This is a genomic window from Sphingobium sp. FW305-3-2-15-F-TSA7 (genome assembly GCF_058787155.1).
The window spans coordinates 50,161-74,563 of sequence record NZ_JBYSZM010000010.1 but is presented as its reverse complement, the minus strand read 5'-3'; the positions used below and the strand labels follow the sequence as shown (position 1 = coordinate 74,563).

Here is a 24,403-nt window from a genome sequence, read left to right as displayed (position 1 = left end):
TCGGGCGTCGTGCAAAGCCGGTATCAGCGATCGAACGACGAAATCGCGCTGTTCACCCGTCGGACCGCGACCGGATCCCCCGGCGCAGCGGTCGCCGCGGCCTCCGCCGCGTCCATCAGCCGCACCGCGCCGAAGCTGGCCGCCAGCCCCTTCAGCCGCCATGCCGCCATCTGCCAATTGGCATCGCAGCGCGCGCGCGACAGCAGGTCGGCCTGACGCAGCGCGCTGTCCATGAAGGCGGCACGAAGCTCCGCGATCAATGATGGATCGTCGCCGACCGCAGCCGCCAGCGCGGTGTTCAGGGCTCCGGGATCATATGCCATCCCGTGTCCTTAACGCGGACTGATTAAGGAGGCGTTTCGTCCGTTGGCGTTGCCACATGAAAAGTGGTAAATGATGATCTTATGACAGGGGGATCAAGGATCGTCGAACTCCGGCGCGGCGCGGCAGCCGGGGATGCGGACGCCGAATCGGCGACGACGACGCCAGCCGAATACGAAGCGCATTTCGCGGTCGACGCCGAAGGAATCGACGGACCGTCGCCCTGGCGCGACCGGCTGATCGCGGGTGTCATATTGGTTCTCGCGCTGGGCTGGACGATCGCGATGGGCCTGAGCGGTTGGAGCGCGATCGGCGGCAGCGGGGCTTCACTGACCGAAATAACCGGCTTCATCGGCGCATTGAGCGCCCCGCTCGCCCTGCTCGGCATCGTCTATCTGCTGCTCATGCGCAGCAGCGACCGCGAAGCGCGCCGCTTCGCACGCACGTCCGCCGCGATCCGCACCGAAACCCAGTGGCTGGGGGCGGTGATCGAAACCCATGCCGCCCGGCTCGAAGAGAATCGCGCCATGCTGTCCGAGCAATCGGGATCGTTCATGCATATCGGCGAGGATGCCGCCGCCCGCCTGAAAGTCGTGACCGACGCAATGCGCGGGGAAGTCGACACGCTGGGCCGCCAGGCCAATGCCCTCAAGACCGCCGCCGTCGCCGCACGCACCGATCTGAGCGTCCTGCTGGCCGATCTGCCCAAGGCGCAGTTGCATGCGCAGCGCATGACCGAGGATCTGAAGGAAGCCGGGCTGACCGCACATGGCAATGCCGGCGCGCTCGAAGCCCAGCTTTCGTCGCTGGTGGCGCGCGGACGCGAAGCCGACGAGATTGCGGGCGGTGCCGCGCAGCGGCTGGCCGCGCATCTGGCGCGCATGGAAAGCACCGGCGAGACCGCGGGTGCGCGGCTCGAAGCCGCGGCCGGCCAGATGACCGAAGCGGTCGATGCCGCGCTCAATCGCGCCGCCGAGGCCGTCGACGAAGCGCGCAAGGGCATGGAAGCGCAAGGCGGCGCCATGCTCGCGATGATCGAGCAATCGCGCGCCGCGATGGACGAGACCGGCGAACAGGCGGGCGTCGCGCTGGCCGCGCGGGTGGAGGACATCAACACGCGCATCGCGGCGCTTGGCGCCGCACTCGACGCGCATGCCGAATCGAGCCGGCTGCTGACCGACGCACTCCAGACCGCGATCACCGATGTCGATACCGGTCTGGCCAATCTCGACCGCACCGGCATCGAACGCACCGGCCGCCTGTCGACCGCAATTTCCGATCTCAGCGGCCATACCGAGCGCATGAACGCAGCGCTCGGCAAGGGCGGCAATATCGCCGACACGCTGATCCAGAAAGCCGAAGCGCTATTGACCGCGCTCGATGCCAATTCGCGCGAGCTCGACGAAGCCCTGCCCGCCGCGTTCGACCGGCTCGACGTCAAAGCTGCGGGCAGCCGTACACTGATCGCCGCACTGACCCCCGAGGCCGAAAAGCTGGAGATGACCGCGGTCAGCGCGTTCAACCGGCTCAGCGAATCCGAGGCGGCGCTCAGCCGTCATCGTGCATCGATCGACGCGCTCGTCGCCGATCTCGACCAGCGCATCGTCGAAAGCCGCGGCTCGATCGAAACGCTGGCGCAGGCGATCGGCCTGGCCGGCGACGAAGCCACCCGCTTTGCGGAAATGGCGGGGCCGCAGCTCGTCGAAGCGCTCGTCCGCGTCCGCGAAACCGCACAGCTTGCCTCCGAACGCGCCAAGGATGCGCTGGCGTCGATCATCCCCGAAAGTGCGGCCGCCCTTGCCCGCGCCAGCGACGCGGCGCTTGCCGAAACGCTGACCGAGCGGGTCGAGGCGCAGATGGCGGAGATCGCGGCCGCCGCCGAGCGTGCGGTGGAGGCCGCACACAAGGCGTCGGACCGGCTGATGCGCCAGATGCTGACGATCGCCGACACGACATCGGCAGTCGAATCGCGGATCGAGGAAGCCCGCGAGGAAGCCGACCGGGTGAGCCAGGACGGCTTTGCCCGCCGCGTCGCACTGCTGATCGAATCGCTCAATTCGACCGCGATCGACGTGACCAAGATCCTGTCCAACGACGTCACCGACAGTGCCTGGGCCGCTTATCTCAAGGGCGATCGCGGCGTCTTCACGCGCCGCGCGGTGCGGCTGCTCGACTCGGGTGAGGTCCGCGAGATCCTCCACCATTATGACGACGACCCCGAGTTCCGCGACCAGATCAACCGCTATGTCCATGATTTCGAGGCGATCCTTCGCAACGTGCTCGCTACGCGCGATGGCTCGCCGCTCGGCGTGACCCTGCTTTCCTCCGACATGGGCAAGCTCTATGTCGCGCTGGCCCAGGCGATCGAGCGGCTGCGGACCTGATCGCCCCGGCGTTCATCGCCTTCGCGGGTCGAAATCCAGGCCAAACCGCCTTTGCCAATCGACCCGACCGAGCTGGATCAGCGAGATCGCATAGGCGAGTGCAATGCCAACGCTGACAGCGCCCATCCGGTTGCCGGGGCAAAGATGCCAGGCGCCGAGGACAAAAGCGATGCGCATGGCGAGATGGACCAGCCCCAGCGGGTGGCCGATGGTCCAGGAAAACACCACCCAGTGCAGCGCGAAACCGATGCCGACGGTGATCGGGAAGAGCGAAGGCGCGTAGATCCACACCGGAATATGGATCGCCCAGGTCGCCAGCGCCATGATCCGCGCCATGGCCGAGAGCCGGAACAGCGGGTTTTCGGGCGGAGATCCCATTTCCTCTCCCCGAAAACGCCCGATCATCATGCCGAGCGGCAGGATCGACCAGAAGCATAATGTCAGCGTCAGATTGTGAAACCGGGTCGCGACGACGAGGCTGAGGATCGCCGCCAGCGTATAGACCGTCGCTCCGGTGATCGGCAGCGCCAGCGATCCCTTGCGCCGCACGATGAAATCCGCTCGCATTTCGTCAAATGTCATGATCGAATGCCCTTTGTCTGCCGCGATTTCCAAGCCGACAGGTGAGTCCGCCTGCCTCGAAATCACTCTAAAAGACGACAACGGACGATGCTTGGAAAAATCGGAAAGCGCGTTCGAGCGAGGTCGAGAAGCCCATGTTTGTTCACTGGCAACCCGCCGCGGCGGATCTGCATCCGTTCCTGACCGGCTTTGTCGAACGGCGCGATCAGGTCCCCGTCGGATTGTCGCTGGAACTCCCGCTCGCCACCCCCCTGCTCCATGTCACGCTTGGCGCGGCGTACGGTTTCGAGCGGCATGGCGATTTCGAGCCGATGCCGCGTCTTTCGCTATGGGGCTTCAATGCGCGAACGCGGCTGACCAGGCCCGAGGGATGTATCCACGCCTTTGTGGCGGTGCTGACATTTCGTGGCGCGGACCTGCTGGCGCCCGGCGCCGTTTCACAGGCACAGGGGATATGCCTCGACCTCTCGCTTCCTCTTGGCCGGAATGCCGTGCGCTTGCTCGACCACCTCGAAAGCGCGTGCGGGTTTTCGGAGCGCTGCGAGATCGTCCAATCGCATCTGCGCGATCTCCTGCGCACTGGCCGGGGGGATCGTGCGAGCCATGTCCACGACATCGCCGGCGACATCGCCGCGAACCGGTTGCGCGGATCGGTCGCTTCGATCGCGAACCGCTTCGGCTTGAGCGAACGGACGCTCCGCAATCATTTCCATGCCGATATCGCCGTATCGCCCAAGACGCTGTTGCGGGTCGCCCGGCTCAATCGGGTCATGAGGGCGCTTCATCCGTCACCCTGGGGCGGAAGCCATGCCGCCGATGTTCGCCTGGAGTTCTTCGACGACGCGCATTTCCACAATGAATTCAGATGGCTGACGGGCATCACCCCACGTGACTATGTGAGACGCAAGGGAGTCAGCGGCGACTCGCTCGTCTACAATCTTCTCGACGAACCCGGCACCCGAACCGGTTGACCAGGCGCCTTGCACGCCAAAGCCGGCTTTGGTGGTGCGCCGCCACACCATCTGAAAATGCTCACGTCCGACGAGGTCCTACGATCGCATGACGCGCAGGAACCTCGCGAGCGCCAGGGTGCGCGGGATGATCTGCAAGAAAAGACCCCGAACGATGCACCGGATCAAGACACTGCTCACCGCCGCCACGCTCGTCATGGCGCTGTCCGCACCGCCCGCCCAAGCGGTCATCTTCCAATTCTACGAAGGGAATAACTGCACCCAGAAAAAACTGGGTGCCGCCGACGTCCAGAATATGAGCAGCGATGTCTGGTCGTGGAACATGAAACGCGTCGGCGAGGACCTGCGCCGCGTCGCGTTGGTTTTCATGCCTTTCATCGGTCCGTTGATGACCGACACCTATAATGACGAGATCCGGTCGGTGCTGGTGCTCTCCAACTGGCGCACGATGCGCGAGGCACGCAATCCAACCTTCTCGGTCTATGACGATCCCGACGGCAAGACCAAGGACGACTGGGCGAAGCTCTATGTCAGCGACGCGACGCTGATCCCGGAGGAAGGCGTGTGCGTGGGCAGTTTCGAAAAGTCGTTCAACCGTCACGGCATCCGTCTGGAGCGGCATCCCGACAACGGTCTCGATGGGAAGATCTCGCACCTCAAGATCGGATGCGACGCCACGTGCCGCGGCAATCTCACACCCGACCAGACGCCGGTCGCGACGGCAGTTCAACCGCTCGAGCAACCCAAGCCGAAACTGGTCGTCACGCACCGGGAACCCGGCCGCACCATGTCCAAGGAAGCGGCAGATGCGCTCAAGGCGCGGAAGACCGGCGAGAAGCCAAAGCCAAAACTCAAATTCAAGCCGCTGCAACGCACTTTGCCGGAGCGCTGAATGATAGACCTGCTGTCCAACGCTCCGTAGAGCTTGATCCGTCCGGATTGGAACGCTTGTCCTTGCAAGGCGGTCGTAGACCAACCAATCCAAGGAAACGACGGATATTGGATTGCTTCGCCGCTCAAGCGCCTCGCAATGACCTTCCAGCTTTGCCGGATGCGTCTCCAGAGCGGTCGCTTGAAAGCGCAGGTGACCGACAGGGAAAGCAAGAGGGGCGATGTCGCGGTTGATCCTGTTCAACAAACCCCATGAGGTGTTGTCGCAATTCACCGATCGCGGCACGGATGCGGCGCGCGCGACGCTGTCGGATTTCATCGATTTGCCGGGCGTCTATCCCGCGGGACGGCTCGATCGCGATAGCGAAGGCCTGTTGCTGCTGACCGATGACGGCAGATTGCAGGCGCGGATCGCCGATCCCAGGTTCAAGATGCCGAAATCCTATCTGGTGCAGGTCGAAGGCGATCCCGGCGACGCGGACCTCGAGCCGCTGAGGCGAGGTATCACGCTGAAGGACGGGCCGACCCGGCCGGCCGAAGTCGAGCGCATTGCCGCCCCCACCCTCTGGCCCCGCGATCCGCCGGTCCGTTTCCGCAAGAGCGTGCCCGATTGCTGGATCAGGCTGACGATCCGCGAAGGGCGAAACCGGCAGGTGCGCCGGATGACGGCAGCAGTCGGCCTGCCGACGCTGCGGCTCGTGCGATGGCGCATCGGTGACTGGACGCTTGATGGCATTCAACCCGGGGAATGGCGTGAGGCGCCTGATCGGGTGTGACGCGGGGTGCTATCTCCCCTCCCGTTTACGGGAGGGGTCGGGGGAGGGCCTGTTTCGATCGAGCAATGCCCGGACACACCCTCCCCTAACCCCTCCCGTAAACGGGAGGGGGATACCTACTCGTCCCGGTCGAACACCACGCTGCCCTGATCGACCAGCGCCGCGATCAGCGTCATAGCCTCATCCGATTGCGACAGCGCCGGATCGACAGTGATCTGATCCCGCGCGCAGAGCTGCTCGGCGAATGCGGCAGTGTCTCCGGTGCAGTCGAACCCCTCGCCATCGACGAACAGCAGCAGCGCATCCTGCCCTTGCCGGATGAAGGAAAAGCGGCTGGCCGGATTGCGGGTCAACGGCACGGCGTCGCCGAGACATGCATGCAGGTCCGCGCGCGCGATCGGCTCTTCCGGCTGCCAATCCATATCGGGATATTTGGGCGTGCTGCTATATTGGCCGAACCAGCGCGCAAAGCCGTCCCTGTCGCGCATCTTTTCGGTCACCATCGCGTGCAGCGCCGCAATCGCGCTCGCCGAGATTTCGCCCGGATTCGATTGTGCGGGGAGGTCCGCGTCCCCGTAACGATCATCGTCCTCGATCGCCTCGACCAGGTGATCCGACCAGCCGGCGATCAGTTCGCCCCGCGAGGGAGCGCGAAAGCCGATCGAATAGGTCATGCAATCGTCGCCGACCGCGATGCCGTCATGCGCGATGCCTGGCGGCACATAGAGGATGTCACCGGGTTCGAGGATCCATTCGTCGGTGACGTCGAAATCGGCGAGCAGACGCAGATCGTCATGCGGCAGCAATTCACTTGCCTGATCGCAGCGCCCACCCACCCGCCAGCGGCGCCGGCCAAGCCCCTGGATCAGGAACACGTCATATTGGTCGAAATGCGGACCCACACCGCCGCTATCGGCGGCGATACTCACCATCACATCGTCGATCCGCCAATTGGGGATGAAGCGGAACGGTTCGACCAGCGCAGCGACATCGGGGACATGATGATCGACCGCCTGGACAAGCAAGGTCCATGGTTTCTTGCCGAGCCTGGCAAAGCGTGTTTCGGGGAACGGGCCATGTTCGAGCTTCCAGCTGTCGCGGGTCCGCACGACGAGGCGCGATTCGACGCCCTCCTCGCAGGCCAGCCCCGCAAGTTCGTCGGGATCGAGTAGATTGCGCCACGAAATCCAGGGATTCCGGATCAGCAGCGGTTTCCTTTGCCAATAATCGCGCAGGAAGCCGTCGATATCGAAATGGTTCAGTTGCATGGTCGCTCGCGGCGGATTGCCGCTCAACCCGAAAACACGTCGAACATGTCGGCGGTCAGCCAGCCAAAGACATAGTTGGCGTAATAGAGACCGAAGACGACCGCCGAAATCAGGCTGGTCCACAGCACCACCCGGAACGGGCGGAACTCCGCCGGTGCACTGTCCGCCTGGCCCGGGATCTTGGCGAGGCCCGCCTCGTCATGGGTGCGCGCGTGAAAAGGCAGCACGACGAAGGCACACATCACCCAGAACAACAGGTAGATTGCGAGGGCCGAGGTCCAGGTCATTTTCCCACCCTCACGATCAGCACGTCGACCACAGGCTTCTTGCCGGTCCATTCGGTCGCCTTGCGGCGCACGCCGAGCCGGATCGCCTCACGCACGAATTCCTCGTCACGACCGGCCGCCTTGCCGGCCGCCGCACGCGCGGCGGCGACGGCATCGGCCAGGAAATCCTGGCGATCCTCCTCCACCGGCACGCCCTGGAGCCTGATCTCGGGATCGCCGCGCAGGCGGTCGGATGCGTCGAGCGCCACCGCGACCGAGATCTGGCCGTGCATCGACACCTTGCGCCGCTCGTTGAGCGTCGTGCCGTCGGCGGGCAGGATCACATCGCCGTCGAGCACCAGCCGCCCGACGCGCTCGAAGCCGAGCTTGACCGGTCCGTCGGGCGCCAGCCGCAGCAATTCGCCATTCTGCTGGACGATCGATTTGGGCACCCCCTCCGCCAGCGCGAAGCGCGCCTGTTCGGCCATGTGCCGCATCTCGCCATGGACGGGCAGCACGATCTCCGGCCTGATCCAGCGATACATCTCCGCCAATTCGGGGCGGCCGGGATGGCCCGAGACATGGACATGCGCCTGACGGTCGGTGACCATCGCGACACCCGCGGCGGACAGCGTGTTCTGGATCTTGCCGATCGCGATCTCGTTGCCGGGGATCTGCTTGGACGAGAAGACCACCAGATCGCCCTCCCCCAGCTTGATGATATGGCTGCCCTCCGCGATCCGCGACAGCGCGGCGCGCGGTTCGCCTTGTCCGCCCGTCGCCACGATCATCGCCTTGGATGGCGGCAACGACATGATCGTGTCGAAATCGACGGTGTCGGGGAAATCCTTCAAATAGCCGACACTCTTCGCCACGCGCAGGATGCGGTCGAGCGAGCGGCCGGCAACGCAGAGCGTGCGGCCCGTGTCCTTCGCCACCTGCCCCAAAGTCTGAAGCCGTGCAGCGTTCGATGCAAAGGTCGTGACGAGCACGCGCCCCGTCGCTGCGCCGATCACCGCGTCGAGACCGTCGCGCACCGCGCCTTCGGATCCCGATGCCTCCGGGTTGAACACATTGGTCGAATCGCAGACGAGCGCGAGCACGCCCTGATCGCCGATTTCGCGCAATTCCGCGGGGGTCGACGGCTCGCCGAGCTGCGGCGCATCGTCGAGCTTCCAGTCGCCGGTGTGGAAGATCCGGCCATAAGGCGTCTCGATCAGCAGCGCGTTCCCCTCGGGAATCGAATGCGCCAGCGGCACATAGCGGAAACCGAACGGGCCGAGCGCGAAGCTCCCCTCATTCTCGACGATGATCAGCTCGACGCGTTCACTCAGGCCCTCCTCATCGAGCTTGCCCTTGATCAGTCCGGCGGTGAACGGCGTGGCATAGAGCGGCACGCCGAGATCGGCGGCCAGATAGGGCAAGGCGCCGATATGATCCTCATGCCCATGAGTCAGCACGATGCCGAGCAGATCGTCGGCCCGCTCCTCGATAAAGGCGAGATCGGGCAGGATGAGCTCGACGCCGGGATAGGAAGGATCGGCGAAGGTCAGGCCGCAATCCACCATCACCCATTTGCCCTGGGTGCCGTAGAGATTGACGTTCATGCCGATCTCGCCCGAGCCGCCAAGCGCGAGGAAGAGGAGTTCGTTGCCGGGTTTGGTCACGTGTATTCTGGTCCAATTCTTTTATGTCGGCCCAGCCGGGCTGGAGCCTTCGATGCCGATGACCGGCAACGCGATGGTTCCGGCATTCGGCCGGCTTGGTGTCGCAGCGCTTCAGTCGCGGCTGCGCTCGTAGAGCATCGAAAGTCCGCGGATCGTCAGATCGGGCTCGATCACGTCGAACATATCGTGCGCCTCGAACAATGTTGCCAGCCCACCCGTGGCGATTACTTTCGCCGGGCGGCCGATTTCCGCCCTAGTGCGCGTCAGCAGCCCTTCGATCATGGCGACATAGCCCCAATAGATGCCGATTTGCATCTGATCGACGGTGTTGCGCCCGATCACCGAACCGCTCTTCGGCGCCTCGATCGCGATGCGCGGCAGCTTGGCCGCGGCGGTGACGAGCGCGTCGAGCGACAGATTGACGCCGGGCGCGATGATCCCGCCCTTATAGGCCCCGCGATAATCGACGACGTCGAACGTGGTCGCCGTCCCGAAATCGATGATGATCAGGTCGCCCGGATGCTGGTCGTGCGCCGCGATCATGTTGAGCGCACGGTCGGCGCCCAGGCTCTGCGGTTCGTCGACGTCGAGCGGGAAGCCCCATACGGCATTGCCCTGCCCCGCGACGATCGCGTCGATGCCGAAATATTTGCTGCTCAGCACCTGGAGGTTGTGGAGCGTGCGCGGCACGACGGTGCCGATGATGACGCCATCGACGACGCTGCGATCGAGCCCTTCGAGCTGAAGCAGCTGGTTCACCCACACCGCATATTCGTCGCCCGTCCGGCGCGGATCGGTCGCGATCCGCCAGCGCGCACGAATCTGCCCGTTCTCGACGAGCGCACAGACGACATTGGTGTTTCCGGCATCGATGGCGAGCAGCATGTCGCGTCCTTCAGATCAGGAAGACATCACCGGCGTGAATGACACGCGCCGTGCCATCCGCCAAGCGCAGGATGAGTGCCCCGCCGGCATCGAGGCCGTCGAACAATCCTTCGATATTTTCACCATCGGGCAGGTTCGCGGTGAGCGCCGTGCCGCGCGCATGGGCGGCAACCAGCCAGCGTTCGCGCACCGGCGCCAGCCCCTCGCCGCGCCAGCGCGCCAGCCAGCGGGCGAATGCGGCGGCGAGATCGTCCAGAAACAGCGCGGGATCGGGCGCACCACCGTGCGCGGCCAGGCTCGTCACCGGGCGGTCCAGCCCCTCGGGATGATGTGCCAGGTTGACGCCGATGCCGATCACCACCGTATCGCCCGCGCCTTCGAGCAGGATGCCCGACAGCTTCGCGCCGTCGAGCAGCATGTCGTTGGGCCATTTGATCCTGAGATTCCCGCTGCCGTTCCACGCGGTCAGCACTTCATGGAGCGCGACCGCCGCGACCAGGGCGAGCGTCGCGACAGGCGGATCGCTCGCACGTGGGCGCACCAGGGTACTTGCATAGAGATTGCCGGGCACCGACGACCAGCTTCGGCCCAGCCGCCCGCGCCCCGCGCTTTGCGTGACCGCGCGGAGCCACAGTCCCTCGGCTTCGCCGGCCGCGGCGAGCGCGACCATATCCTGATTGGTCGATTCGGTTCGTTCGACGGTGCGGATCACGGTCATGTCGACGGGCCTTCCCCGTCGGAAACAGATGAAGGCCCGTGCACGATTTCGATCAGAACAGCGCCCGCGCCGCGTTCATCGTCGCCACGCCCAGCGCCGGGATCAGGAAATAGCCGAGCGGCGAGACGAAGAGCGCGGCAACCGCGATCAATCCGCCTTCGACATAGCTGTCCACCGGGCGATAGGCAGGCGCGGGATCGTCGAAATACATCGTCTTGACGATCTTCAGATAATAGAAGGCGCCGATGACCGAGGCGGCGATACCGATCGCGGCGAGCGGCCACAGGCCGGCGGCAACCGCAGCGTCGAACACCAGGAATTTCGCCCAGAAGCCGAGCAGCGGCGGAATGCCCGCCAGGCTGAACATGAAGATCGCAAAGGCGGCCGCCAGCGCCGGGCGCGTCCGCGACAGGCCGGACAGGCTGGCGATGGTCTCGACATGATTGCCGTCGGCATCGCGCATCTGGAGCACGCAGAGGAAGCTGCCGAGCGTCATCGCGACATAGACCGCAAGATAAGTCAGCACCGCCGAGATGCCCGCCTGGGTACCCGCGGCAAGACCGATCAGGACGAAGCCGACATTGTTGATCGACGAATAGGCAAGCAGCCGCTTGATGCTGGTCTGGCCGATCGCCGCCACCGCGCCGAGCACGATCGATGCAAGGGCCGCAAAGACGATGATCTGGCGCCAGGCATCGGTGGCCGGGCCCATCGCCTCGACCGCGACGCGCGCGGTCAGCGCCATCGCCGCGACCTTGGGCGCGGATGCGAAAAAGGCGGTAACCGGGGTCGGCGCGCCTTCGTAGACGTCGGGCGTCCACATATGGAACGGCACTGCGCTGATCTTGAACGCCAGGCCGGACAGGACGAACACCAGGCCGAACAGCTCGCCATTCGAAACGCCGTCACGCATCGCCACGGCGACGCCGTCGAACAGCGTCGTGCCGGTGAAGCCGTAGAGCAGCGAGATGCCGTAGAGCAGAATACCGCTCGCCAGCGCGCCGAGCACGAAATATTTGAGGCCCGCTTCGGCCGAGCGGGTGTCGCGCCGCATGAAGCTGGCCAGCACATAAGCGGCCAGGCTGTTGAGTTCGAGCCCGACATACAGCGTCAGCAGGTCGCCCGCCGACACCATCATGCCCATGCCGACCGAGGCCAGCAGGATCAGCACCGGATATTCGGCGCGCAGCGGTTCGCCGCGCTCGAAAAATGCGGGCGCGATCGCGATCGAGACCGCCGCGGCGATATAGATCAGCAGCTTGGAAAAGGCCGCGAAGCCGTCGGCGCGATAGAGGCCATAAAATGCCTCACCACCGCTACCGGGCAAGCCAAGCAAGCTGACGGCCGCACCGACGAGCACCAGCACGGCGAGCCAGCTCACGATGCGGGTCGCCTTGTCGCCGGCATAGGCCGCGACGAGCAGCAGAGCGAGCGCGCCGAGCGTGATGATCACCTCGGGCAACGCCATCAGTACGGATTGCGCGTAATCCATCAGTGCGCCTCCGCCTGAGTTTCATGGGTAGAGCCGTGTCCGGCAGCGGGCGCGGATTTTCCCGCCGCGATCCGCATGTCGCCGACCGGCCGAGTCGGCTCGATCCGGGCCAGCAGCGTGCCGATATCCTTGCGCATCGGCGCGATGAAGCTTTCGGGATAGACGCCCATCCACATCACCACCGCGGCGATCGGCGCAAGCAGCCACAATTCGCGGCTCGACAGGTCGGGCATGGCGCGGACATCGTCCTTGGTCAGCTCACCGAACGCGATCCGGCGATAGAGATAGAGCATATATGCGGCGCCCAGGATGATGCCGGTGGTGCACACCAGCGCCACCCAGCTCGACATCTCGTAAATGCCGGCCAGCGCCAGGAATTCGCCGACGAACCCGCTGGTGCCCGGCAGGCCGACCGACGCCATGGTGAAGATCATGAAGAACAGCGCATATTTCGGCATGTTGTTCGACAGGCCGCCATAGCGCGAGATCTCGCGGGTATGCAGCCGGTCGTAGATCACGCCGACGCACAGGAACAGCGCGCCCGACACTAGCCCGTGGCTGAGCATCACGATCATCGCGCCTTCGAGGCCCTGGCGATTGAACGCGAACAGGCCGACGGTCACGATCGCCATGTGCGCGACCGAGGAATAGGCGATCAGCTTCTTCATGTCCTGCTGAACCAAAGCGATCAGCGAGGTGACGACCACCGCGATCATCGACAGCGCGAAGATCAGCCAGGCGAGATCGGCGGACGCGATCGGGAACATCGGCAGCGAGAAGCGGATGAAACCATAGCCGCCCATTTTCAGCAGCACGCCGGCCAGGATGACCGAACCGGCGGTCGGCGCCTGGACGTGCGCGTCGGGCAGCCAAGTGTGGACCGGCCACATCGGCATCTTGACCGCGAAGCTGGCGAAGAAGGCGAGGAACAGCAATGTCTGCGCGCCTGCCGGGAAATCGTACGCCATCAGCTGGGGAATGAAAGTGGTCCCGGCTTCCTGCGCCATCCACAGCATCGCGATCAGCATCAGCACCGATCCGAGCAATGTGTAGAGGAAGAATTTGTAGCTGGCGTAGATGCGGTTCGCCCCGCCCCAGATGCCGATGATCAGATACATCGGGATCAGGCCGGCTTCGAAGAAGATGTAGAACAGGAACAGATCCTGCGCGGTGAACACGCCGATCATCAGCGTTTCCATGAGCAGGAACGCCGCCATATATTCGCCGACGCGGTCCTGGATCGCTTCCCAGCTCGCCAGGATGCAGATCGGCATCAGGAACACCGACAGCATGATCAGCATCAGCGCGATGCCGTCGATGCCCAGCGCCCAGGCGAAGCGGCCGAACACCGGCACATATTCGGTGAATTGCCACTGCGCGCCCGCAGCGCTCGCGTCGAAATTCGCCCAGAGCAGGATGCCGAGCGCGAAGTCGATCAGCGTGGCGCCGAGCGCGACCATGCGCGCGGTGCGCGCATCGACGTAAAGGCACGCGATCGCGGCGGCCATCGGCACGCCGAGCATGATCGATAGGATGGGAAGCCCGTTCATTCTTCGATCACCGCCCCGCGATCGCCCAGGTGGCCGCGGCCGCAAGGCCGAACAGCATCACCAGTGCATAGCTGTAAAGATATCCCGACTGCAGCTTCGCGGTCAGCGCGCTGCCGCGCACCACCAGCGCCGCCAGCCCGTTGGGGCCGAACCGGTCGATCATGCCCTCGTCGCCCTTCTTCCAGAACAGGCGGCCGAACCAGAAGGCCGGCTTCACGAACACGATGTTGTAGAGTTCGTCGAAATACCATTTGTTGAGAAGGAAGGCATAGAGCCCGCGCGCCGACGCCGTGAAGCGGGCCGGCAAGGTCCTGTCCTTCATATAGGCCCACCAGGCGATGAACAGGCCGGTCAGCATGACCGCGAACGGCGCCAGCTTCACATAGGGCGACACTTCATGCGCCGCGTGCATCAGATGCGCGTCGAAGGCCAGGCTGCCCTTCCAGAATTCGGCGCCGTGTTCGGCACCGATAAAGGCATGGTGGAAAGCCACACCCGCGAACACCGCACCCAGCGCGAGCACGAGCAGCGGCACCAGCATCGACAGCGGGCTTTCGTGCGGATGATAACCCGCCGTGCCGTCGCTTTCGGCATGACCATGCGCATGATCGTCATGACCGTGCGCGGCATGGCCATGATCGGCATGGCCGTGATGATCGTCATGCACGGCATGCTGGATATGCTCGGACTGCTCCCAGCGCGGCTTGCCGAAGAAAGTGAGGAAGATCAGGCGCCACGAATAGAAGCTCGTCAGCAGCGCGGCGAACGCGCCGACCGCAAAGGCGACCTGGCCGTGATAGCCCGAGGCGAAGGCCGCCTCCAGGATCATGTCCTTCGAATAGAAGCCGGCAAAGCCGATCCCGACGAATGGAATGCCGACGCCGGTGATCGCGAGCGTGCCCGCCATCATCGCCCAGAAGGTGAGCGGGATCTTTTTCCGCAGGCCGCCATAATAGCGCATATCCTGTTCATGGTGCATCGCATGGATCACCGAGCCCGCGCCCAGGAAGAGCAAAGCCTTGAAGAAGGCGTGGGTGAACAGGTGGAACATCGCCGCGCCATAGGCACCGACGCCGGCCGCGAAGAACATGTAGCCGAGCTGCGAACAGGTCGAATAGGCGATGACGCGCTTGATGTCGGTCTGCGTCGTGCCGACGGTCGCGGCGAACAGACAGGTCGCGGCGCCGATGAAGGTGACGAAGCCGAGCGCGACGGGCGCGGTCTCGAACATCGGCGAGAGACGGCAGACCATGAACACGCCCGCGGTGACCATGGTCGCGGCGTGGATCAGCGCCGAAACCGGCGTCGGGCCTTCCATGGCGTCGGGAAGCCAGGTGTGCAGGCCGAGCTGTGCGGACTTGCCCATCGCACCGACGAACAGCAGCAGGCACAGCACGGTCATCACGTCGAGGCGCATGCCGAGGAAACCGACGGTCGAGCCGGCCATGGCGGGCGCGGCTTCGAGGATCGCGGGGATCGAGACGGTCCCGAACACCCAGAAGGTGCCGAAGATGCCGAGCATGAAACCGAGATCACCGACGCGGTTGACGACGAACGCCTTGATCGCGGCGGCATTGGCACTCGGCTTCTTGTACCAGAAGCCGATCAGCAGATAGGATGCCAGGCCGACGCCTTCCCAGCCGAAGAACATCTGGACCAGATTGTCGGCGGTCACGAGCATTAGCATCGCGAACGTGAAGAGCGACAGATAGGCGAAGAAGCGCGGCTGGCTGTCGTCCTCCGCCATATAGCCCCAGCTATACAGATGGACGAGCGCCGACACCGTCGTGATCACGACGAGCATCACCGCGGTCAGCGTATCGACGCGCAGCGCCCAGTCGACCGAAAGGTCGCCGGAGCGGATCCATTGCAGCACGGGCACGACCTGTGCCTCGGCATGGCCGGCGACGAACGGCACGAAGATGAACCAGGACAGCGCGCACGAGGCGAACAGCGCGCCGGTCGTGATCGACTTGGCGACGGTGTTGCCGAGCATGCGATTGCCGAAGCCCGCGACGATCGCGGCCAGCAGCGGCAGGAAGACGACGAAGAGGATCGAATTCACCGGGAACTACCCCTTCATCCGGTTGATGTCGTCGACCGCGATGGTGCCGCGGCCACGGAAATAGATGACGAGGATCGCCAGGCCGATCGCCGCCTCACCGGCGGCGACGGTCAGCACGAACATCGCGAACACCTGTCCGACCAGGTCGCCCAGATAGGCGCTGAACGCGACGAGGTTGATGTTCACCGCGAGCAGGATCAGCTCGATCGCCATCAGGATGATGATCACGTTCTTGCGGTTCGCGAAGATGCCGAGCACCCCCATCACGAACAGGATCGCGCTCACCACCAGATAATGCTGGATTCCAATCACAACTCCACCCCCTGCCCCACGGGCTGGTTGACGTTGCGCACCGCATCCTGGGGCCGGCGCTTGTTCTGGTCCGAGATCTTCTGCGGCTTGGTGCCGCCGCGCGCACGATGGGTCAGCACGATCGCACCGATCATCGCCACGAGCAGGACGAGCCCGGCCGCTTCGAAGATATAGAGATAGCGCGTGTAGATGAGCCCGCCGAGCGCCTGGATATTGGGCATGTCGGTCGGCGTCGGCGCGATGCGCTGCGCCAGCTCGATCTTGCCCGCGCTCCATGCGCCGACCGCGACGATCATCTCACCCACCAGCACGACCGCGATCAGCAGGCCGAACATGGCGTAGCGCGCGAATCCGGCGCGCATTTCGGCGAAATCGATGTCGAGCATCATCACGACAAACAGGAACAGCACCGCGACCGCGCCGACATAGACGATGACGAGCAGCATCGCGATGAACTCGGCGCCCGCGATCAGCATCAGCCCCGCCGCATTGAAGAATGCGAGGATCAGCCACAGCACCGAGTGCACCGGGTTGCGCGCGGTAATCGTCAGCGCGCCCGACAGGATCACGACGAATGCGAACAGGTAAAAGGCAAGGGCCTGGATCATGCGCGCGCCCTACCTGTACGGTGCATCGGCGGCAAGATTCGCGGCAATCGCGCTTTCCCACCTGTCGCCATTCGAGAGCAGCTTGTTCTTGTCATAGAGCAGCTCCTCACGGGTTTCGGTCGCGAATTCGAAATTCGGTCCCTCGACGATCGCATCCACCGGGCAGGCTTCCTGGCAGAAGCCGCAATAGATGCACTTCGTCATATCGATATCGTAGCGCGTCGTACGGCGGCTGCCGTCCTCGCGCGGTTCGGCCTCGATCGTGATCGCCTGGGCCGGGCACACCGCTTCGCACAGCTTGCACGCGATGCAGCGTTCCTCGCCATTGGGATAGCGGCGTAGCGCATGCTCGCCCCGGAACCGCGGCGAGATCGGGTTCTTCTCATACGGGTAGTTGATCGTCGCCTTGGGCTTGAAGAAATATTTCAAGGTCAGCCAGTGCGCCTTCACAAACTCCCAGAGCGTGAACGACTTGATGAAATGGGCGAGGCTCATTGCACGCCTCCATAGCGGGTGAGCATCAGGAATCCGGAGACAAGGAAGACCCAGATCAGCGAGAATGGCAGGAAGATCTTCCAGCCCAGCCGCATCAGCTGGTCGTAGCGATAGCGCGGCACCGTCGCCTTGATCCACGAGAAGATGAAGAAGAACACCAGGATCTTGATGAAGAGCCAGATGATCCCCGGCACCACATAGAGCGGCGCCCAGTCGATCGGAGGCAGATAGCCGCCCCAGAACAGGATGGCGTTGAGCGCGCACATCAGGATGACGTTGGCATATTCGCCGAGCCAGAACAGCGCGAAGCTCATCGACGAATATTCGGTCTGATAGCCGGCGACGAGTTCGCTCTCCGCCTCGGTCAGATCGAACGGCGCGCGCGCGGTTTCGGCCAGCGCGGAGATCAGGAACACGATCGCCATCGGGAAGAGCAGCGGGTTGAAGCCGTTGCCGTTGAGGAAGCCGTACAGCCCCTTCTGGCTCTCGACGATGCCGGTCAGGTTGAACGTCCCCGCCCACAGCACCACCGAGACCAGCACGAAGCCGATCGAGACTTCATAGGAAACCATCTGAGCCGCAGCGCGCAAAGCACTGTAAAACGGATATTTCGAATTCGACGCCCAGCCCGCGATGATCACCCCGTAAACGCCGAGCGACGATGCCGCCAGAATGTAGAGCAGGCCGACATTGATATCGGCCAGCACCATGCCGGCACCGAACGGGATCACCGCCCAGACGATCAGCGCCACGGTGAAGGTGATAATCGGTGCGAGCAGGAACAGGCCGCGATTGGCCGAGGACGGGATGATGGTTTCCTGGAGGAACACCTTCAAGCCGTCGGCGAAGGATTGCAGCAGGCCGAGCGGACCAACGACATTGGGGCCGCGACGCAGCGCCATCGCCGCCCAGATCTTGCGATCGGCATAGATGATCATCGCGACCGCCAGCATCAGCGGCAGCGCGATCATCAGGATCAGGATCAGCGTGGCGAGGAACCAGCCGAACCCGTAACCCAGATAGGTCTGGAAGAACTCGGTCACTCCGCGGCCTCCAGATACTGCTCACCATGCACAAGCTCGACCGAGCAGCGCTCCATGGTCGGCGACGCACGGCAGATCGCGTTGGTCAGATAGAAATCCTTGATCGGATAGCCGATCTCGCCCGAAGCGGTGGCGTCGAGCTTCGGCGGCGCCCATTCATAGGCGGCCAGACCCTCGACACCCAGCGCGGGCACTTCCGCAGCCATGGCGGCGCGAAGCTGTTCGAGCGTGTCGAAGGGCAGCGGCGTGCCGATCGCGGCGGAAAGCGCGCGGAAGATCGTCCAATCCTCGCGCGCATCGCCCGGCGGGAAGACCGCACGGTCGCCGCGCTGCACGCGCCCTTCCAGGTTCACATAGGTGCCCGGCTTCTCGGTGAAGGCGGCGGCGGGCAGGATCACGTCCGCCGCATGCGCGCCCTTGTCGCCATGATGGCCGACATAGATGTTGAAGCTGTCGGCGAACTTGCCGAAATCGACTTCGTCGGCACCCAGGAAGAAAGTGAGCTTGGGCGCGGCCGCGACGATATCGGCGATGCCACCCGGCTGGGCATAGCCGAGCATCAGCCCGCCCATGCGCGACGCCGAGAAGTGCAGCGCGTTATAGCCGTTCCAACCATCCTTGATCAGGCCGAGCGTCTTGACGAGCGCGAGCGTCGCGCCCTGCCCGTTCTTGAGCGCGCCGCCGCCGACGATCACCGCCGGACGCGCGGCCCCTGCGAACACATCGGTCACCGCCTTGGGCAGCTTGGCGAGCAGCGACAGATCGTTGCCGAGCCATTCGACCTTGTAGGTGAGATCGGTTTCGGCGCCGACCGCGAAGACCTTCGCGCCCTTCTTGATCGCCTTGCGGATGCGCGTGTTCACCAGCGGCGCTTCCCAGCGGACATTGCTGCCGACGATCAGGATGGCGTCGGCGGTCTCGATCCCGGAGATGGTCGAGTTGAAATTGACCGCGGCGAGATTGGTGACGTCATAGGCAAGGCCGGTCTGACGCCCTTCGAGCAGCGAAGATCCGAGCGAACGGACCAGCGCCTTGGCGGCATACATGGTCTCGCAATCGACCAGGTCGCCGGCGATCGCGGCCACGCTGCCGCCGGCCGATTTCGCAACGCTCGCGATCACCGCGAACGCCTCTTCCCAGCTTGCCGGAACCAGCTTGCCGTCGCGGCGCACATAGGGTCGATCGAGCCGGCTGCGGACGAGGCCGTCGACGGCGTGGCGCGTCTTGTCCGACGCCCATTCCTCGTTCACATCCTCGTTGATGCGCGGCAGCGCGCGCAACACCTGGCGGCCGCGGCTGTCGAGCCGGATATTTGTGCCCACCGCGTCCATCACGTCGATCGCCAGCGTCTTCTTCAATTCCCAGGGCCGTGCCTCGAAGGCGTAGGGCTTGCTGGTCAGCGCCCCCACCGGGCAGAGATCGACGACATTGCCCGACAGTTCGGACTTGATCGCTTCCTCCAGATAGGTGGTGATCTGCATATTCTCGCCGCGGCCGACCGCGCCGATATCGGGCACGCCCGCCACTTCCTCGGCGAAGCGGATGCAGCGCGTGCACTGGATGCAGCGCGTCATCACCGTCTTGACGACGGGGCCCATATATTTCTCGGTCACCGCCCGCTTGTTCTCGTCATAGCGGCTATGGCCCTTGCCATAGGCGATCGACTGATCCTGCAGGTCGCATTCGCCGCCCTGGTCGCAGATCGGGCAATCGAGCGGGTGGTTGATGAGCAGGAACTCCATCACCCCTTCGCGCGCCTTCTTCACCATCGGGCTGTCGGTGCGGATCTCCTGGCCCTCAGCCGCGGGCAGCGCGCACGACGCCTGCGGCTTGGGCGGTCCGGGCTTCACCTCGACCAGGCACATCCGGCAATTGCCCGCGATGCTCAGCCGCTCATGATAGCAGAAGCGCGGAATCTCCTTGCCCGCCAGCTCGCACGCCTGGAGCACGGTGGCGCCGGCGGGAACTTCGAGCTCGATGCCGTCTACGGTTACCTTGGGCATGAATCAGCTTCCGGTCTTCGATGCCGCTGCGGGGCCAGCGGCGGAAAAGTGAGATGCACTCCGATACAGGCCGAGAGCCAGGATCGATCGGAGCATCGGCCGGTTGAGGCGCACGGTCGATCCAGCCTTCACGCATCCGGTGATCGTCTGGCCCAGCGCGCCGAAAGCGCCCTTCTCTTCGCCGCTCGTCGCGTTCGTCCCGAGCACGGTACGGACGCCGCGCGGATCCTTCTGGACCACGCAGAGCGCTACCTCTTCCAGCTCGCTGCGCGCAGCGATGGGCGCCACGGTCCAGTCGGACGGGATGACCGACGCGATGTCGCGCTTGCCATAATCCATCTCGTACAGACGTTCGGCGATCCCGCCCGCGAGCAGGACACTGGCGAATGCGAGGCGGCCGTTGTTCAGACAGTCGCTGGTCAGAGCGAGCTTGCGGATCTTCTCGGAATATTCCTCGGTTCCGAAATCGGTTCCCAGCAATTCGCGAGACTCGTTTGCGCGACGGCTGGCGATGCAACTCGCAAACTGATGCATGACGATCACGGCTTCGGCGCGAAGGGGCGCATTCTTGTCGGCCACGGCCTCATCCGCAGCCGCAGCCGCAGCCGCAGCCGCAGCGCCCGTCACGCCGAACAGGGCCAGGGCAACGGCGCCGGAAAGGTACGAAAATCTCATTCCGCCGCCTCCATGATTCCACCGTTCTTCTCGTTGATCCGGCGTTCCAGCTCGGGACGGAAGTGACGGATCAAGCCCTGGATCGGCCATGCCGCCGCATCGCCGAGCGCGCAGATCGTGTGTCCCTCGACCTGCTTGGTCACGTCGTGGAGCATGTCGATTTCGGAGAGATCGGCATTGCCTTCGCGCAGCCGCTCCATCACGCGCCACATCCAGCCGGTGCCTTCGCGGCACGGCGTGCACTGGCCGCAGCTCTCATGCTTGTAGAAATAGCTCAGCCGGCTGATCGCGCGGACGATGTCGGTCGACTTGTCCATGACGATGACGGCGGCGGTGCCGAGACCGGAGCCCAGCGCCTTCAGCCCGTCGAAATCCATCGGCGCATCCATGATCTGCGCCGCGGGCACCAGCGGCACCGAGGAACCACCGGGAATGACGGCAAGCAGATTGTCCCAGCCGCCGCGGATGCCGCCGGCATGCTTGTCGATCAGCTCGCGGAACGGGATCGACATCGATTCTTCGACGACGCACGGCTTGTTCACATGGCCGCTGATCTGGAACAGCTTGGTGCCGGCATTGTTCTCGTTGCCGAAGCTCTTGAACCAGGCCGCCCCGCGCCGAAGGATCGTCGGTGCGACCGCGATCGATTCGACATTGTTGACGGTGGTCGGGCAGCCATAAAGGCCCGCGCCCGCCGGGAAAGGCGGCTTCAGACGCGGCTGGCCCTTCTTGCCCTCGAGGCTTTCGAGCATCGCGGTCTCTTCGCCGCAGATATAGGCGCCGGCGCCGCGATGGACGAACACGTCGAAGTCATAGCCGGACTTTGACGCATTCTTGCCGATCAGCCCCTTGGTATAGGCTTCCTCGACGGCCGCGAAGAGCACCTTCGCCTCATAGATGAACTCGCCGCGGATATAGATGTACGCCGCACGCGCGCGCATCGCATATCCCGCGATCAGCGCGCCTTCGATCAGCTTGTGCGGATCGTGGCGGATGATCTCGCGATCCTTGCACGAGCCGGGCTCGGATTCGTCGGCATTGATCACCAGGAAGTTCGGGCGATCGGGACGCGGTTCCTTGGGCATGAAGCTCCACTTCATGCCGGTCGGAAAACCTGCACCGCCACGGCCGCGCAGGCCCGAGGCCTTGATCTCCTCGATGATCGCGTCCTGCCCGCGCGCCATCAGCGCCTTGGTATCGTCCCAGTCGCCGCGCTTGATCGCGGCGTCGAGGTTCCACGGCTGAAAACCATGGACGTTGGTGAAGATGCGATCCTTGTCCGCGAGCATCACTTCCACTCCCCGCGATAATCATGGTTCGCAGCCACCATTTCCTTGAGCGTGGTCGGGCCACCCTCCGGACAGCTGGTCTGGCGATCGATCTGCGGACCGGGCTTCGGCGTCTCGCCATTGGCCAGCGCCTCGAGGATCCGGCTGGTGCTGTCGAAATCCAGATCTTCGTAATTGTCGTCGTTGATCTGGACCATCGGCGCATTGGCGCACGCCCCCAGGCACTCGACCTCGGTCAGCGTGAACAGCCCGTCGGGCGTGGTCTTGCCCTTTTGCAGGCCGCGATTCTTGCACGCCGACAGCACTTCGTCCGATCCGCGCAGCATGCACGGCGTCGTGCCACAGACCTGCACATGATAGCGGCCGACCGGCGCGAGATTGTACATGGTGTAGAAGGTCGCGACCTCATAGGCGCGCATGAACGGCATATCGAGCTCGCGCGCGACATATTCGATCACGGGCACGGGCAGCCAGCCCTGCGTATCGGTCTCGGCGCCGATCTGGCGCTGGGCGAGATCGAGCAGCGGCATCACCGCCGAGGCCTGACGCCCCGCCGGATAGCGGCCGATGACCTCTTTCGCGGTGGCGGCATTCTCCGCGGTCCACGCGAAGCTGCCCCAGCGTGCGCGGGTTTCCGCTTCGTCGGGAATTTGAGGTGCGTCGGCCATCAGATCGAAACCTTGAGGTTGAAATTTTCCGCAGCCTCAGCCCTGCTTTGTCCGGAACATTGACCAATGAGGAGCAGTATCACCAAACCGAAAGCCACCTGGAGCGGCCACTTCACGAACTCAACATCGTCTCTCGACTTTGCCAGTTTCTTACCGACAAGGAAGCCGATCAGGACGATGCCGCCATAGATAAGGACGGCCGCAAGAACCGTTCCGGCCAGTTGTCCAGCAGCATGAGCGGAACCGTCACTCACCGGTCGCATTCCCCGAACACCACGTCGATCGCCGAAAGAACGGCGGTGGTGTCGGCCAGCATATGGCCCTTCATCATGAAATCCATCGCCTGGAGGTGGCTGAACGCGGTCGGCCGGATCTTGCAGCGATAGGGCTTGTTGCTGCCATCGGCGACCAGATAGACACCGAATTCGCCCTTGGGGCTTTCGGTCGCCACATAGACTTCGCCGGCGGGGACGTGAAAACCCTCGGTATAGAGCTTGAAGTGATGGATCAGCGCTTCCATCGAGCGCTTCATCTCACCGCGCTTGGGCGGCACGACCTTGCGGTCGAAGCTCGCCACCGGCCCTTCGGGCATCTGTGCCAGGCACTGCTTCATGATCCGCATCGACTGGCGCACCTCTTCGACGCGCACCATGAAACGGTCGTAGCAATCGCCCTTGGTGCCGACGGGAACGTCGAATTCCATTCGGTCATAAACGTCGTAAGGCTGGCTCTTGCGGAGATCCCAGGGGATGCCCGCCGCGCGGATCATCGGGCCCGAAAAGCCCCATTTGACCGCGTCGTCCTTGCTCACCACGCCGATATCGACATTGCGCTGCTTGAAGATGCGATTGTCGGCGACCAGGCTGATCGCATCCTCGAACAGGCGCGGCATCCGCTTGTCGAGCCACTCACCGATATCGGTCAGCAGCTTGAGGGGCACGTCCTGATGGACGCCGCCGGGGCGGAACCAGGCCGCATGCATGCGCGCGCCCGACGCCCGCTCGAAGAAGTTCAGGCAATCCTCGCGAACCTCGAACAGCCACAGATTGGGCGTCATCGCGCCGACGTCCATCACATGGGCGCCCAGGTTGAGCATGTGATTGCAGATGCGCGTCAGCTCGGCGAAGAACACGCGCAGATATTGCCCGCGCAACGGCACTTCCAGATCGAGCAGCTTCTCGATCGCCAGCACATAGCTGTGCTCCATGCCGAGCGGCGAGCAATAATCGAGCCGATCGAAATAGGGCAAAGCCTGGAGATAGGTCTTGTACTCGATCAGCTTTTCGGTGCCGCGATGGAGCAGGCCGATATGCGGATCGACGCGCTCGACGATCTCGCCGTCCAATTCCATCACCATGCGCAACACGCCGTGCGCCGCGGGGTGCTGCGGACCGAAATTGATCGTGTAATTCTGGATCTCGACGTCGCCCGGCGTGGGATCGGTCGGCGTGGTCTGCGCTTCCAGCATTTCGAC

At 64.2% G+C, this 24,403-nt stretch carries 24 protein-coding genes; 4 read left to right on the top strand and 20 right to left on the bottom strand.

The features are described 5' to 3' along the window. Positions 1-23: 23 nt before the first annotated feature. On the bottom strand, positions 24-323 hold the full coding sequence (locus tag AC3WN8_RS09940; RefSeq protein WP_222990001.1) for an Hpt domain-containing protein: 300 nt from the start codon (positions 321-323) through the stop codon (positions 24-26). Positions 324-404: 81 nt separating this feature from the next. Between AC3WN8_RS09940 and AC3WN8_RS09935 the strand changes: the two genes are divergently transcribed. Next, positions 405-2,705, top strand: a complete 2,301-nt coding sequence (locus AC3WN8_RS09935) for a coiled-coil domain-containing protein (protein WP_492669248.1) — start codon at positions 405-407, stop codon at positions 2,703-2,705. 12 nt (positions 2,706-2,717) lie between these two features. Here the strand turns inward: AC3WN8_RS09935 and AC3WN8_RS09930 are convergent, their stop codons facing one another. Beyond that, positions 2,718-3,287, bottom strand: a complete 570-nt coding sequence (locus AC3WN8_RS09930) for a DUF7010 family protein (RefSeq protein ID WP_492669247.1) — start codon at positions 3,285-3,287, stop codon at positions 2,718-2,720. Between the two features lie 134 nt (positions 3,288-3,421). Here AC3WN8_RS09930 and AC3WN8_RS09925 point away from each other — a divergent pair, with 134 nt between their 5' ends. From AC3WN8_RS09925 to AC3WN8_RS09915, 3 genes are all read left to right on the top strand, one after another. Beyond that, a complete protein-coding gene (locus tag AC3WN8_RS09925; RefSeq protein ID WP_492669246.1) occupies positions 3,422-4,258 on the top strand; it encodes a helix-turn-helix transcriptional regulator in 837 nt (278 codons plus the stop codon). 154 nt (positions 4,259-4,412) lie between these two features. After that, positions 4,413-5,150 carry a hypothetical protein gene (locus AC3WN8_RS09920; protein WP_492669245.1) on the top strand — a complete coding sequence of 246 codons (738 nt, stop codon included), beginning with the start codon at positions 4,413-4,415 and terminating at the stop codon, positions 5,148-5,150. Between the two features lie 220 nt (positions 5,151-5,370). After that, the gene (locus AC3WN8_RS09915; protein WP_492669244.1) at positions 5,371-5,925 is read left to right on the top strand and encodes a pseudouridine synthase; all 555 of its coding nucleotides are present in this window, start codon (positions 5,371-5,373) and stop codon (positions 5,923-5,925) included. A gap of 116 nt (positions 5,926-6,041) precedes the next feature. On the opposite strand, the gene AC3WN8_RS09910 is transcribed toward AC3WN8_RS09915, so the two are convergent. From AC3WN8_RS09910 to AC3WN8_RS09825, 18 genes are all read right to left on the bottom strand, one after another. Beyond that, positions 6,042-7,193 (bottom strand): JmjC domain-containing protein, encoded by a 1,152-nt coding sequence (locus AC3WN8_RS09910; RefSeq protein WP_492669243.1) that lies wholly within the window; start codon positions 7,191-7,193, stop codon positions 6,042-6,044. A 23-nt stretch (positions 7,194-7,216) separates the two neighbouring features. Further along, the gene (locus AC3WN8_RS09905; RefSeq protein WP_492669242.1) at positions 7,217-7,480 is read right to left on the bottom strand and encodes a DUF1467 family protein; all 264 of its coding nucleotides are present in this window, start codon (positions 7,478-7,480) and stop codon (positions 7,217-7,219) included. After that, complete coding sequence (locus AC3WN8_RS09900; protein ID WP_492669346.1) at positions 7,477-9,066, bottom strand: ribonuclease J; 1,590 nt, start codon at positions 9,064-9,066, stop codon at positions 7,477-7,479. The genes AC3WN8_RS09905 and AC3WN8_RS09900 overlap by 4 nt, the downstream gene beginning before the upstream one ends. 171 nt (positions 9,067-9,237) lie before the next feature. After that, positions 9,238-10,011: a type III pantothenate kinase gene (locus tag AC3WN8_RS09895; protein ID WP_492669241.1), complete on the bottom strand. Its 774-nt coding sequence runs from the start codon at positions 10,009-10,011 to the stop codon at positions 9,238-9,240. 10 nt (positions 10,012-10,021) lie between these two features. Next, the gene (locus tag AC3WN8_RS09890; RefSeq protein ID WP_492669240.1) at positions 10,022-10,729 is read right to left on the bottom strand and encodes a biotin--[acetyl-CoA-carboxylase] ligase; all 708 of its coding nucleotides are present in this window, start codon (positions 10,727-10,729) and stop codon (positions 10,022-10,024) included. 52 nt (positions 10,730-10,781) lie between these two features. Then, a complete protein-coding gene (nuoN, locus tag AC3WN8_RS09885; protein ID WP_492669239.1) occupies positions 10,782-12,221 on the bottom strand; it encodes an NADH-quinone oxidoreductase subunit NuoN in 1,440 nt (479 codons plus the stop codon). Continuing rightward, positions 12,221-13,771 (bottom strand): NADH-quinone oxidoreductase subunit M, encoded by a 1,551-nt coding sequence (locus AC3WN8_RS09880; protein WP_492669238.1) that lies wholly within the window; start codon positions 13,769-13,771, stop codon positions 12,221-12,223. Before AC3WN8_RS09880 ends, nuoN begins: the two co-directional genes overlap by 1 nt. 7 nt (positions 13,772-13,778) lie before the next feature. Next, positions 13,779-15,836, bottom strand: coding sequence for an NADH-quinone oxidoreductase subunit L (nuoL, locus tag AC3WN8_RS09875; protein ID WP_492669237.1), 2,058 nt, complete (start codon positions 15,834-15,836; stop codon positions 13,779-13,781). Between the two features lie 6 nt (positions 15,837-15,842). Further along, complete coding sequence (gene nuoK / locus AC3WN8_RS09870; RefSeq protein ID WP_489065995.1) at positions 15,843-16,148, bottom strand: NADH-quinone oxidoreductase subunit NuoK; 306 nt, start codon at positions 16,146-16,148, stop codon at positions 15,843-15,845. Next, a complete protein-coding gene (locus tag AC3WN8_RS09865) occupies positions 16,145-16,756 on the bottom strand; it encodes an NADH-quinone oxidoreductase subunit J (protein WP_492669236.1) in 612 nt (203 codons plus the stop codon). Before AC3WN8_RS09865 ends, nuoK begins: the two co-directional genes overlap by 4 nt. A gap of 9 nt (positions 16,757-16,765) precedes the next feature. Continuing rightward, positions 16,766-17,251 (bottom strand): NADH-quinone oxidoreductase subunit NuoI, encoded by a 486-nt coding sequence (gene nuoI, locus AC3WN8_RS09860; protein WP_492669235.1) that lies wholly within the window; start codon positions 17,249-17,251, stop codon positions 16,766-16,768. After that, complete coding sequence (gene nuoH / locus AC3WN8_RS09855) at positions 17,248-18,294, bottom strand: NADH-quinone oxidoreductase subunit NuoH (RefSeq protein ID WP_492669234.1); 1,047 nt, start codon at positions 18,292-18,294, stop codon at positions 17,248-17,250. Before nuoH ends, nuoI begins: the two co-directional genes overlap by 4 nt. Then, entirely contained in the window at positions 18,291-20,297 is a 2,007-nt protein-coding gene (gene nuoG / locus AC3WN8_RS09850) for an NADH-quinone oxidoreductase subunit NuoG (protein WP_492669233.1), read from the bottom strand. The genes nuoH and nuoG overlap by 4 nt, the downstream gene beginning before the upstream one ends. A gap of 3 nt (positions 20,298-20,300) precedes the next feature. Further along, on the bottom strand, positions 20,301-20,972 hold the full coding sequence (locus AC3WN8_RS09845; protein WP_492669232.1) for a hypothetical protein: 672 nt from the start codon (positions 20,970-20,972) through the stop codon (positions 20,301-20,303). Beyond that, a complete protein-coding gene (gene nuoF / locus AC3WN8_RS09840; protein ID WP_492669231.1) occupies positions 20,969-22,261 on the bottom strand; it encodes an NADH-quinone oxidoreductase subunit NuoF in 1,293 nt (430 codons plus the stop codon). Before nuoF ends, AC3WN8_RS09845 begins: the two co-directional genes overlap by 4 nt. Beyond that, complete coding sequence (locus AC3WN8_RS09835; protein ID WP_492669230.1) at positions 22,261-22,929, bottom strand: complex I 24 kDa subunit family protein; 669 nt, start codon at positions 22,927-22,929, stop codon at positions 22,261-22,263. Before AC3WN8_RS09835 ends, nuoF begins: the two co-directional genes overlap by 1 nt. Continuing rightward, a complete protein-coding gene (locus AC3WN8_RS09830) occupies positions 22,929-23,183 on the bottom strand; it encodes a hypothetical protein (RefSeq protein ID WP_492669229.1) in 255 nt (84 codons plus the stop codon). Before AC3WN8_RS09830 ends, AC3WN8_RS09835 begins: the two co-directional genes overlap by 1 nt. Then, positions 23,180-24,397 (bottom strand): NADH-quinone oxidoreductase subunit D, encoded by a 1,218-nt coding sequence (locus AC3WN8_RS09825; protein WP_492669345.1) that lies wholly within the window; start codon positions 24,395-24,397, stop codon positions 23,180-23,182. Before AC3WN8_RS09825 ends, AC3WN8_RS09830 begins: the two co-directional genes overlap by 4 nt. Positions 24,398-24,403: the final 6 nt, after the last annotated feature.

Excerpts from the sequence above, each read along its gene's own strand:
- AC3WN8_RS09890 (WP_492669240.1), bottom strand. The coding sequence starts at position 10,729 with ATGACCGTGATCCGCACCGTCGAACGAACCGAATCGACCAATCAGGAT.
- AC3WN8_RS09895 (WP_492669241.1), bottom strand. The coding sequence starts at position 10,011 with ATGCTGCTCGCCATCGATGCCGGAAACACCAATGTCGTCTGTGCGCTC.
- AC3WN8_RS09920 (WP_492669245.1), top strand. The coding sequence starts at position 4,413 with ATGCACCGGATCAAGACACTGCTCACCGCCGCCACGCTCGTCATGGCG.
- AC3WN8_RS09865 (WP_492669236.1), bottom strand. The coding sequence starts at position 16,756 with ATGATCCAGGCCCTTGCCTTTTACCTGTTCGCATTCGTCGTGATCCTG.
- nuoN (WP_492669239.1), bottom strand. The coding sequence starts at position 12,221 with ATGGATTACGCGCAATCCGTACTGATGGCGTTGCCCGAGGTGATCATC.
- nuoF (WP_492669231.1), bottom strand. The coding sequence starts at position 22,261 with ATGCTCGCGGACAAGGATCGCATCTTCACCAACGTCCATGGTTTTCAG.
- nuoG (WP_492669233.1), bottom strand. The coding sequence starts at position 20,297 with ATGCCCAAGGTAACCGTAGACGGCATCGAGCTCGAAGTTCCCGCCGGC.
- AC3WN8_RS09825 (WP_492669345.1), bottom strand. The coding sequence starts at position 24,397 with ATGCTGGAAGCGCAGACCACGCCGACCGATCCCACGCCGGGCGACGTC.
- AC3WN8_RS09915 (WP_492669244.1), top strand. The coding sequence starts at position 5,371 with ATGTCGCGGTTGATCCTGTTCAACAAACCCCATGAGGTGTTGTCGCAA.
- AC3WN8_RS09925 (WP_492669246.1), top strand. The coding sequence starts at position 3,422 with ATGTTTGTTCACTGGCAACCCGCCGCGGCGGATCTGCATCCGTTCCTG.
- AC3WN8_RS09935 (WP_492669248.1), top strand. The coding sequence starts at position 405 with ATGACAGGGGGATCAAGGATCGTCGAACTCCGGCGCGGCGCGGCAGCC.
- AC3WN8_RS09940 (WP_222990001.1), bottom strand. The coding sequence starts at position 323 with ATGGCATATGATCCCGGAGCCCTGAACACCGCGCTGGCGGCTGCGGTC.
- AC3WN8_RS09900 (WP_492669346.1), bottom strand. The coding sequence starts at position 9,066 with ATGAACGTCAATCTCTACGGCACCCAGGGCAAATGGGTGATGGTGGAT.
- nuoI (WP_492669235.1), bottom strand. The coding sequence starts at position 17,251 with ATGAGCCTCGCCCATTTCATCAAGTCGTTCACGCTCTGGGAGTTTGTG.
- AC3WN8_RS09845 (WP_492669232.1), bottom strand. The coding sequence starts at position 20,972 with ATGAGATTTTCGTACCTTTCCGGCGCCGTTGCCCTGGCCCTGTTCGGC.
- AC3WN8_RS09835 (WP_492669230.1), bottom strand. The coding sequence starts at position 22,929 with ATGGCCGACGCACCTCAAATTCCCGACGAAGCGGAAACCCGCGCACGC.
- AC3WN8_RS09880 (WP_492669238.1), bottom strand. The coding sequence starts at position 13,771 with ATGAACGGGCTTCCCATCCTATCGATCATGCTCGGCGTGCCGATGGCC.
- AC3WN8_RS09930 (WP_492669247.1), bottom strand. The coding sequence starts at position 3,287 with ATGACATTTGACGAAATGCGAGCGGATTTCATCGTGCGGCGCAAGGGA.
- AC3WN8_RS09910 (WP_492669243.1), bottom strand. The coding sequence starts at position 7,193 with ATGCAACTGAACCATTTCGATATCGACGGCTTCCTGCGCGATTATTGG.
- AC3WN8_RS09905 (WP_492669242.1), bottom strand. The coding sequence starts at position 7,480 with ATGACCTGGACCTCGGCCCTCGCAATCTACCTGTTGTTCTGGGTGATG.